The sequence below is a fragment of the Streptomyces roseus genome, assembly GCF_001044425.1.
GTDB lineage: Bacteria > Actinomycetota > Actinomycetes > Streptomycetales > Streptomycetaceae > Streptomyces > Streptomyces roseus.
The window spans coordinates 26,212-35,653 of the sequence record NZ_LFML01000009.1 but is presented as its reverse complement, the minus strand read 5'-3'; the positions used below and the strand labels follow the sequence as shown (position 1 = coordinate 35,653).

Genomic DNA, 9,442 nt, shown 5'->3' with positions numbered 1-9,442 from the left:
GGTTGTTGAAGAAACTGACCTTCCCGTCCACCACCGGGACCACCACCAGGTTCGGGATGGTCTGACCCGGGGTGAAGTTCAGGTTCGACGCACTCGTACGCGTCGTACCGCTCGGGTACACCGACACGAAGCTCGGCTCGGTCGGATTGGTCGCCGTCACGTTCAGGACCACGGCCGTCACACCGGCGGCCGGGATGCCGTTGGTACCGGCCACCGGCAGGGTCACGACACCACCCGCGCCGACCTTCGCCTGCGGCACCCCGCCCAGGCCCGAACGCGTGTCCATCAGCCGCTTCGGGGTGACCGGGGCGAACTTCGCCGGCTTCACCTCCGAGACGACCTTGACGGGCAGCGAGGTGGAGGTCTTGCCGTTGACCGCGTTCGCCCTGACCTGGACCTGGTGGGTGCCGCTGGTGACGATCGAGGTCGCCGTACGGGCCGTACCGGAGGTCGTGGCCGCCGGGACTCCGTCGACGAGGACCTCGAACGAACCGATGCGGTCGCCGGCCGTGCTGGTCGACCAGCCGACGGTCAGGACGCCGTCGGAGGCGGCGTCGACACCCGGCTGGACGGGCACGCCGTTGACGGTGCCCACCTTCAGCTGCGCGGCGGGACCCGAGGCGCGCAGGGACCCGAGCTGCGCGTAGAGCTGGTTGCCCGGGCACTCGGTGTTGAAGCCGTCCCGGTGGCCCGAGACGGTCTTGAACTGGTACTCCTTGCCGAGCTCGAAGGCGGTGCCGAAGAAGTTGGTCTGCGCGACGCCGGCGGTCAGCGTGGTCGTGCCGTTCATGTCGCCGTCGTACTGGCCCAGCTTGTAGGCCGCGATACGGGAGATGGCGTCCTGGGCGGCCGCCGAAGCGCCGCCGGCGTTGTAGTCACCGAGGACGGCGATGCCCTCGGTGTCGGTGTTCCAGCCGAACGTGTGCGCGCCGATGATGGCCTGGTCGATACCGCCCTGGCGGCCCTCGAAGATCGTGCCGCACTTGTCGACGAGGAAGTTGTAGCCGAGGTCGCGCCAGCCCTGGGTCTTCACGTGGTAGACGTGGATGCCGCGGACGATCGCCGCCGACTGCGAGCAGTCGTACGGCTGGGCGTCGGCGGTGTGGTGGACGAAGACCGCCTTGATCTTCCCGCTGGTCTGGTAGAGCGGGCCCTCGTTGTTCAGCGACTCGTCGGCGCCCCACGCGGCCCGCGAGACCACGGCCGGCTGGGGCGCGGTGGACGCCGGTCCCGGCTCGATCGTCGGGGCGGCGGACGCGGCCGGTGCCGCGTCCGGCGCGCCGGTCCGCGCGGCGCCGCTCGCGTGGGCGGCGTTCTTCTGCCGGCCGCCCTGCTTCTGGCCACCCTGCTTCGCCGAGGCGGCCGAGCCGCCCGGGTCCACCAGGTTCAGCTCCAGCCCGGCGGGCAGTGCGCCGCCGCCGCTGACGCGTACCTCGGCGCCGTTCGACGCGCCGACCCAGACGGGCTCGGTCGAGCCGTGCGCGCCGGGCCGTACGCCGTCCATCCCCGGCTTGACCGGGTCGAGGGCGATCCACTTCGACCACGCGCCGGTCCTGGCGTCGCGGGAGCGGGCCTCGATGGTGCCCTTCAGCTCGGCTGCGGGGTCCGTCCAGGACACGCCGAGCAGACCGAAGGGCTGCGTTTCCTGCCGGGAGAGCACGGCCTCGCCGGCGCCCTTGGGCTGGAGGGCCAGCTTGTGCAGCTCGCCCTCGACCGGTCCGGTCTCCTTGGCGACGGCGCTGTACGCCTTCGCCGCCCCCTCACCTCCCGGGGCCGCCGTCAGTTCGGCTCCCCCGGCCATTCCCTGGATGCCCAGCACCGCTGCGGCGCCGAGCGCGGCCGCCAGAGCGGTACCGCGCACACGACTCAGTCTCACTTGTGTTCCCCACCCCTATGGCTCGTGCGCCATGTGACACGACTGTCGGGGCGGATGCTACTGGTCGGTTGTGACAATCGACGCAAGGGGGCTGCCCGAGGAGCCGTCCGGGCGACCCGGCCGGGTCACCGCTTCTGGGCGTCCTTCTCCTTCTGGGCCGCTTCCTTGCGGGCCAGACGGTCGGCCTCGGCGTCGCGCTCGATGTCCGCGCGCGAGCGCACGCGCTTGGGCGCCTCCATCCCGCAGACGGCGGGCCAGTCGTCGGCCACGATGCCTGCGCACCAGATGAAGTTCTGGATGGGGCCGGGCTTCCAGTCGTCCTTCTCGATGTCCCAGCAGGTCGGACGGGGCGAGAAGCGCGGGCAGCTGCCGTCCCTCTCCTTGATGACGTGGGCGCGGTAGGCGTCGATGCCCATCGTGTCGACGTCGGACGAGGGCATGTACCGGTTGGCCGACCAGGACGCGCCCATGGTCGCGAACAGGGCGACCACGCAGACCATGCCCGCGGCGAGCTGGCGGACCACCCGAGGCGGAACGACCCGGGCGAGCCCGGCCGCGGAAGCGGAACCGGAAACGGAATCGGAAGCCGGAGCGGCGCCGCGCGGGCGGAGCGTGCGCTCGACCCACCCGGAGCCGCGGTTGACCACGGCCATCATGCCGAGCACGGCCAGGATCATCAGGCAGTACATGATGATCCACGTGGTGCGCGGGTAGAGCTGGATGGCCTTGTCCTGGGCCATGTGCCCGGCGAACCAGAACCGGGCGAGCCAGGCTCCGGCCAGGACCGCCGCGGCCGTGCGCACCATGATGTTGCGCATCCCGAGGCCGAGGCCGAGGCCCACCCCGAACAGCAGCAGCAGGGCGAACCCGCTCTGGCCCGCCATCTCCCCGGCCACCGGCCAGGTCTGGTACGTGAGGGTCCCGGACCGGTCCGAGACCCAGCCGAGCACGTACCCCGGGTCCGCGTACACGGCGAGGAAGGCGTAGCGGTCGGGGTTGTCCGCACCCAGCCGGGCCATCTGGTAGAGCAGCGGGGCGCCGACGACGCCGGCCGACAGCAGGGTGACCCCTATGTAGAGGGCCGCCTTCCTGACGGTCGCCGCGCCCTGGCGCCACGGGAAGAAGAACAGCGCGGCCACGAGAGCGCCCGGCGCGGCCCAGATGTACCAGCCGGAGTACCAGAGGAACAGCGCGCCGAAGGTCACGCCGAGGACGAGCCCGCGCACCAGCAGGTGCCGCGTGCCGCGCCGGCCCGCCAGACGCATCTCGCGCAGCCAGTAACCGAGCAGCGGCAGCAGCACGATCATGACGATGTGGCTGTACGGGCGGATCGGGTCCAGGAACAGCACGGCGGCCGGGACCGCGATCAGCAGCGCCCAGAAGGGCCGCAGCAGTATCCGCCAGGCCAGGTAGGCCATCGGCCCGGCCACGGCGGTGAAGAAGATCTGGAGGTCGTGCAGGGCGAAGCCGGTCTCGCCGCGGCCGTTGTAGCGGATCTTCGCCCAGAGGGCCATCAGGGCCGGGAAGGCGGGCGGGTAGATGCCCGACATCCCTTCGTGGTGCAGGAAGGAGTTGGCCATGTCGATCAGGACGCCCGGGTCGCCCTCCTGGCCGCCGAGCGGATGGGGCGTACCGTGCAGCGCGACGACGATGCCGCCCGCGATCACTCCGGTGGCCAGGCCCGCCAGGGCGGCGCAGACCATGCGCTTGACCAGCTGGTGGCGCCGGGCCGCGCCCCGGTGGGCGGTGTAGAGCAGCAGGCCGAGCAGCGGCAGGCCGATGAGCGCCGCGTACATCTGGAGCGTGGCGAGGCCGCTGACCTGGCCCAGTCGCACCACCGGGTTCACGTCGATGCGCCGGCTCAGCAGCATGTAGCCGAGGGCCGCCGTGAGGCTGACGACCCCCTCGGCGACCGCGAGCACCCGGCGCCGTGACGTCCAGGGGCGGCGGGCCGCCGAAGGGGACGAGAGCGGTCCGGCGGCCGGGGTCCCGGTACCGGTCCGGCTGTGTGCCGTGCCGGACGCTCCGACGACCTCGGGGGCCAGGTGTGTCATCTCAGTCCAATTCCGTCGCGGGTGTCACCGCGGGGCGGGGCCCGCCGGCCGCTGTCTGGGGTGCTCCGGGTCAGTGGGCGCGTCGGCCGCCGGTGAACGCGTGCTTGGCGAGCGTACGGACGCCCTCGCGGTGGCCGCGCCGGAGCGCGCCGGGGAGCATGGTCACGGCGTGGAGGCGGGAGGCGCTGTGGAAGCGGGCCGCCCGCGCGGCCTTGGGCCAGCCCCGGGCGTCCATCCGGTCGGCCACGGCGGAGAAGTACCGCTCGGCCTCGGTGAAGCGGGTGCCGGAGAAGGCCTGTACCGAGGACTCGCTGACCGCGTGGCGCCGGTACTGGAAGACCGTGGTGGACTCGTCGATCACCATCTGCTCGCCGAGTTCGAGGAGGTCGACCACCAGGGCCAGGTCCTGGATCACCGAGTACTCGTCGCGGAAGTTGACCCCGCGCAGGGCCTCGCCGCGCCACGCGATCGACGGGAAGTACAGCCAGTTCCCGCGCAGCACGCTGGTGGCCAGCTCCTCACCGCCCATCAGGCGCCGCCCCTTGACCTGCGGCGCGTACAGCCGCCGCTTGGTCTGGTCGGCGAGCCCGTACGCGACCTGCCCGGAGCCGTCGATGACCTCGACGCCGGGCTGGACCATGCCGATGCCCGGGTGGTCGGCTATGAGGGCGCGGACGGTCTCCAGGTAGTGCGGGTGGAGCAGGTCGTCGCAGCCCATGATGACGACGTGGTCGGCCTCGGAGAGCCGCACGCACTTCTGGAAGTTCTTGGTGATGCCGAGGTTCTGCTCGTTGCGCGTGTAGTGCACCCGCTCGTCGCCGAGGGCCTCGAACCAGCCCGGGACCTCCGGCTCCTTGCCGTCGTCGACGACGACGAGGCGGAAGTCCGGGTCCGTCTGGGCCAGGACGCTGCGGACGGCGTCCTGCATCAGCCGCACGTCCCCGTAGTAGGGGAGCATGAAGTCGAAGGTCACCACGGGACGTCAGGCCTTCACGGAGTCGGAGGCGGATGCGGAGGTGGAGGCGGATGCGGAGTCGGTCTCGGCGGGCTCGGGCTTCGGCTCCACCTCGACCTCGACCTTGACCGCGGCCACGACGGCGGGGGTCCCGCCCAGGCGCGCGTCGTTGTGGCGGGCGCCCTCGGCCAGGGCCACCGTACGGGCCAGGTCCGTGAGCTTCTTCTCCAACGAGCGGAAGCGCAGGAAGGTGTTGAGGGTCAGGAAGCCCATCGCCAGCACCATGACGTACAGCACGAGGTCGGTGCCGCGGCCGACGCCGAGCTGGTGAGCCACCCACGTCACGTCCGTGGGGCGGAGCACCGCGTACACGTTGACGACGACGAACACGGAGAACGCGATGCGCTTCCAGGCGCGGTTCTTCGCCTGGCCCCACGTCCGTATGAACATGAGGGCCATCGACACCGAGCCCGCGATGAGCAGCAGCTGGATCCAGAAGTACTTCATCAGCGGCTTCGCTCCCGCATCGTGATGTCAAAGATGATGTTGACGCCGTTGATCAGGGACTGACCCTTGGCGCGCGAGTACTCGGTGTAGAGGATGTCCACCGGGACCTCGGTGACGCGCAGGCCGGACCCGGCCAGGAAGCCGACGATCTCCGACGCGTGCGCCATGCCGTTCATGGTGATGTTCAGCTGCTCGGCGGCCTTGCGGCTGAGCACGCGCAGGCCGTTGTGCGAGTCGGTGAGCTTGAGCTTGCGGGCGGTCGGGCTGACCGACGCGGCGGTGCGCAGCACCACGCGCTTGATCCACGGCACTTGGCCGTTCTGCTCGATGAAGCGCGAGCCGAGGACCACGTCGGCCTCGTCGTCGCGCAGCACCTGGACCATCTTCTCCACGTCGGGCGTCTGGTGCTGGCCGTCGGCGTCGAAGGTCGCGAAGTACCGGGCGCCGGGCTGCGCGAGGGCGTACTTGAGGCCGGTCTGGAGGGCGGCGCCCTGGCCGAGGTTGACGGGGTGGCGCACCAGGTGGGCGCCGGTCGTCGCGATGTGCTCGGCCGAGTTGTCGGAGCTGCCGTCGTCGACGACGACTATGTTCGGGAAGGTCTTGCGCGCTCCCTCGACCACATCGGCGATCACCTGGCCCTCGTTGTAGGCCGGGATGACCAGCCAGACGTCGTCGTATTGGGACACGGTAGCTCCAGCGGAATGTGGCACGTGCGCGTGCGCGGTGATCGGTGGGACGTCGGAGTCGGAACGGGAAGCCGGCATGGTCACTCTCCGACCGCTCCGGCGCCCAGGGGGCCGGCGGCGACCTTGTGCCCGGGTCCTTCGGTCGCGCCCGGAGCCGCTCCGGGGAACTTCAGCCTCAGCACCGCCAGCATACCGAGCACGGTGGCGAGGGATCCGAGAGCGTAGGCCAGGATGACGCGCAGGGCCACCTCGCCCGGTGCGAAGGTGACACCGATCAGGACGACGGTGCCGGCGGCCCAGCAGAGCAGTTGCAGGTTGTGCCGCTTGAATACCATCAGCGCCTGACCGAGGACCATCGCGAACATGTACGCCACGGTGCCTGCGGACAAAAGGAAGAAGTCGAGACAGCCCATGACGGGTTGGGCGTCGAACAGCACCTTGATCAGCCACGGGCCGAGCACCGTCGCGGGGACCCCGCCGAGCAGGCCGAGCGCCCCGACGACCACACCGATCCGGCGCAGCATCGCGGAGAACGCCGCCCGGTCGCCGGCGGTGTAGGCGGCCGTCAGCCCGCCGAGCAGCGAGGCTTGGAGGGAGCCGAAGACGAACAGCGGCACCCGGGCCAGGACCAGCGCGTTCAGCAGCGCGCCGATCAGCGCGCTGTCGGTGGGGGCGAGCAGCTTCGTGCTCATCACCGCGGCGTTGACGACGACCTGGGAGAGCAGGGTCGAGCAGATCAGCAGGCCCAGTCCGGCGGTCAGCTCCCGCCAGGCGATCTCCTCGCCGGGCTCCACGGCGCGCAGCACCGTCGGCAGGGTGACCAGCGTAGCGGCGATCGGCGCGACGGCCAGGACCAGGCTGAAGGCGAGCGCCGAGTGCAGTCCGGCGAGCGCGCAGCCGAAGGCGAGGGCGATCCGCAGCCCGCCGTCGACGGCGAGCTGCGTACCGTACGCGCCGAAGCGGCCGAGGCCGGCCAGCACCCCGCGGGTCAGGTAGCAGACGGCCATGCCGGTGAACGCGCCGCCGAGGGCCGCGACCAGGCCGCGGTCGCCGCGGAAGAGCAGGTCCGCGATCGGGCCCGCGCCCAGCGCGAGGACGAGCAGGGTCGCGCCGAGGATGGCGGACGTCAGCAGCGTGGCCCGGCGCAGCACGGGGGCCGCGCCCTGGCCGTGCACCACGCGGGCGGCGACGATCCGGGTGAGCTCCTGCTCGATGGGGAAGAAGATGCCGAGGCCCAGCGCCATGACGATCGTCCACAGCACCGACACGTTGGCCATGGCGTCGGTGGACAGGCTGTGGCCGGCGACGCCCAGGTGGACGTACGAGGCCGCACCGAGCACGACAGTGCCGCCGGCCACCGCGACGGTGCCCGGCGGCAGCGCCGCGGTGAGCCTGCTCAGCAGGGACTTCATCCCGTACTGCCGTCCGTCGCGCTGTCCTTGGCATGCTTCCTGGCCGCGGCGGCCAGCGCGCTGAACGCGGGGGTGGCCAGGGCCCGGGCGAGCTGCTCGCGCCAGTCGGCGAGCGGGGCCAGGCCCGCCGCCTCCTCCCAGGCGTCGTGCCCGAGCACGCTGAACGCGGGGCGGGCGGCCGGGCGTACGAACGCCGCGGAGGTCGTCGGCCGGATGCGCTCGGGGTCGAGACCGCTCAGCCGGTACGTCTCGCGGGCCAGCCCCATCCAGGTGGTGCGGCCGCTCGCGGTGCCGTGGTAGATCCCGCCCATGGCCCAGCCCTTGAGTGCGGCCAGGCCGAGCTCGACGAGCCGGCGGGCCAGCGCGCGGGACCAGGTGGGCTGGCCGTGCTGGTCGTCGACGACGTCGAGGGTCTCGCGCTGGACGGCCAGCTTGAGCATGGTGGCGACGAAGTTCGGGCCGTGCTCGCCGTACAGCCAGGCGGTGCGGACGATGTAGCCGTCCTGCGGCAGCAGTTCGGCCACCGCCTGCTCGCCGGCCAGCTTGGAGCGCCCGTAGGCGTTGAGCGGGCCGGTCGCGGCGTCCTCGCGGTACGGCTCCGTGGCGTCGCCCGGCAGCACGTAGTCGGTCGAGACGTGCAGCAGGCGTACGTGCGCGTCGGCGCAGGCCTCGGCGAGGACCCGCACGCCGGTGCCGTTGACGGCGGTCGCCGCGTCCTCGGCGGTCTCGGCGCCGTCCACGTCGGTCCAGGCGGCGCAGTTCACGACCACGGTGACGCCCTCGACCGCCGCGCGGACCGCGGCCGGGTCGGTGATGTCGAGGTCGGCGCGGCCCAGGCCCACGGCCTCGATGCCGGCGGACTTCAGCTCGGCCAGGACGTCCTGGCCGAGCATCCCGGCGGCACCGGTGACGAGCCAGCGCCCGGCGAAGGAGTTGGTGCTCACTTCTGCAGGGCCGCCTTCACCTTGAGCGGCTCCCACCAGGCACGGTTCTCGCGGTACCACTCGATGGTGGCCTTGATGCCGTCCTCGAAGGTGACCTGCGGGGCGTAGCCGAGCTCGGCGCCGATCTTGCTGATGTCGATGGAGTAGCGCAGGTCGTGGCCCTTGCGGTCCTCGACCTGCTCGACCATGTCCCAGCCCAGGCCCGCGGCCTCCAGCAGGACGCCGGTCAGCTCCTTGTTGGTGAGCTCGGTGCCGCCGCCGATGTTGTAGACCTCGCCCGCGCGCCCCTTGCGCATCGCCAGGTCGATGCCGCGGCAGTGGTCGGAGACGTGCAGCCAGTCGCGGACGTTGCCGCCGTCGCCGTACAGCGGGACCTTCTTGCCGTCCATCAGGTTCGAGACGAACAGCGGGATGACCTTCTCCGGGAACTGGTAGTGCCCGTAGTTGTTGGAGCAGCGCGTGACGACCACGTCCATGCCGTGCGTCCGGGCGTAGGCCAGGGCCAGCAGGTCGGAGGAGGCCTTGGAGGCGGAGTACGGGGAGTTCGGCACCAGCGGCCACTCCTCGGTCCAGGAGCCCTCGGTGATCGAGCCGTACACCTCGTCGGTGGAGATGTGGACGAAGCGGCCGACGCCGTGCTTGCGGGCGGCGTCGAGCAGCACCTGCGTGCCCACGACGTTGGTCATCACGAACGGGCCGGCACCGGCGATCGAACGGTCCACGTGCGACTCGGCGGCGAAGTGCACCACCACGTCGTGCCCGGGCATCACCTGGTCGACGGCCTCGGCATCGCAGATGTCGCCCTTGACGAACGTGTAGCCGGGGTGGTCGGCGACCGGGGCGAGGTTGGCCTCGACGCCCGAGTACGTCAGCTTGTCGAAGACCGTGATCTGGGCCGATGCGTCTGCACCGAGCTGCTGGCGGACGAACTCTGAACCGATGAAGCCGGCGCCGCCGGTCACAAGGATGCGCATAATACGAAGAGTCTAGCCGCTCGTACACCACCCC

At 71.4% G+C, this 9,442-nt stretch carries 8 protein-coding genes; all 8 read right to left on the bottom strand.

Going from position 1 to position 9,442, the window contains the following annotated elements:
* The coding region (locus tag ACS04_RS02455; protein WP_053080676.1) for a peptidoglycan recognition protein family protein at nt 1–1,861 on the bottom strand (1,861 nt) is incomplete at its 3' end.
* Between the two features lie 140 nt (nt 1,862–2,001).
* On the bottom strand, nt 2,002–3,930 hold the full coding sequence (locus ACS04_RS02450) for a hypothetical protein (protein ID WP_048474785.1): 1,929 nt from the start codon (nt 3,928–3,930) through the stop codon (nt 2,002–2,004).
* Between the two features lie 70 nt (nt 3,931–4,000).
* Nucleotides 4,001–4,903, bottom strand: a complete 903-nt coding sequence (locus ACS04_RS02445) for a glycosyltransferase family 2 protein (RefSeq protein WP_048474791.1) — start codon at nt 4,901–4,903, stop codon at nt 4,001–4,003.
* Between the two features lie 9 nt (nt 4,904–4,912).
* Nucleotides 4,913–5,392: a DUF2304 domain-containing protein gene (locus ACS04_RS02440; RefSeq protein ID WP_078864365.1), complete on the bottom strand. Its 480-nt coding sequence runs from the start codon at nt 5,390–5,392 to the stop codon at nt 4,913–4,915.
* Nucleotides 5,392–6,078 carry a glycosyltransferase family 2 protein gene (locus ACS04_RS02435; RefSeq protein ID WP_048474784.1) on the bottom strand — a complete coding sequence of 229 codons (687 nt, stop codon included), beginning with the start codon at nt 6,076–6,078 and terminating at the stop codon, nt 5,392–5,394. The genes ACS04_RS02440 and ACS04_RS02435 overlap by 1 nt, the downstream gene beginning before the upstream one ends.
* Nucleotides 6,079–6,158: 80 nt before the next feature.
* Entirely contained in the window at nt 6,159–7,490 is a 1,332-nt protein-coding gene (locus ACS04_RS02430; protein WP_209441599.1) for a lipopolysaccharide biosynthesis protein, read from the bottom strand.
* Complete coding sequence (gene rfbD / locus ACS04_RS02425; protein WP_280920947.1) at nt 7,487–8,434, bottom strand: dTDP-4-dehydrorhamnose reductase; 948 nt, start codon at nt 8,432–8,434, stop codon at nt 7,487–7,489. The genes ACS04_RS02430 and rfbD overlap by 4 nt, the downstream gene beginning before the upstream one ends.
* Nucleotides 8,431–9,408 carry a dTDP-glucose 4,6-dehydratase gene (gene rfbB / locus ACS04_RS02420; protein WP_048474783.1) on the bottom strand — a complete coding sequence of 326 codons (978 nt, stop codon included), beginning with the start codon at nt 9,406–9,408 and terminating at the stop codon, nt 8,431–8,433. Before rfbB ends, rfbD begins: the two co-directional genes overlap by 4 nt.
* Nucleotides 9,409–9,442 lie beyond the last annotated feature (34 nt).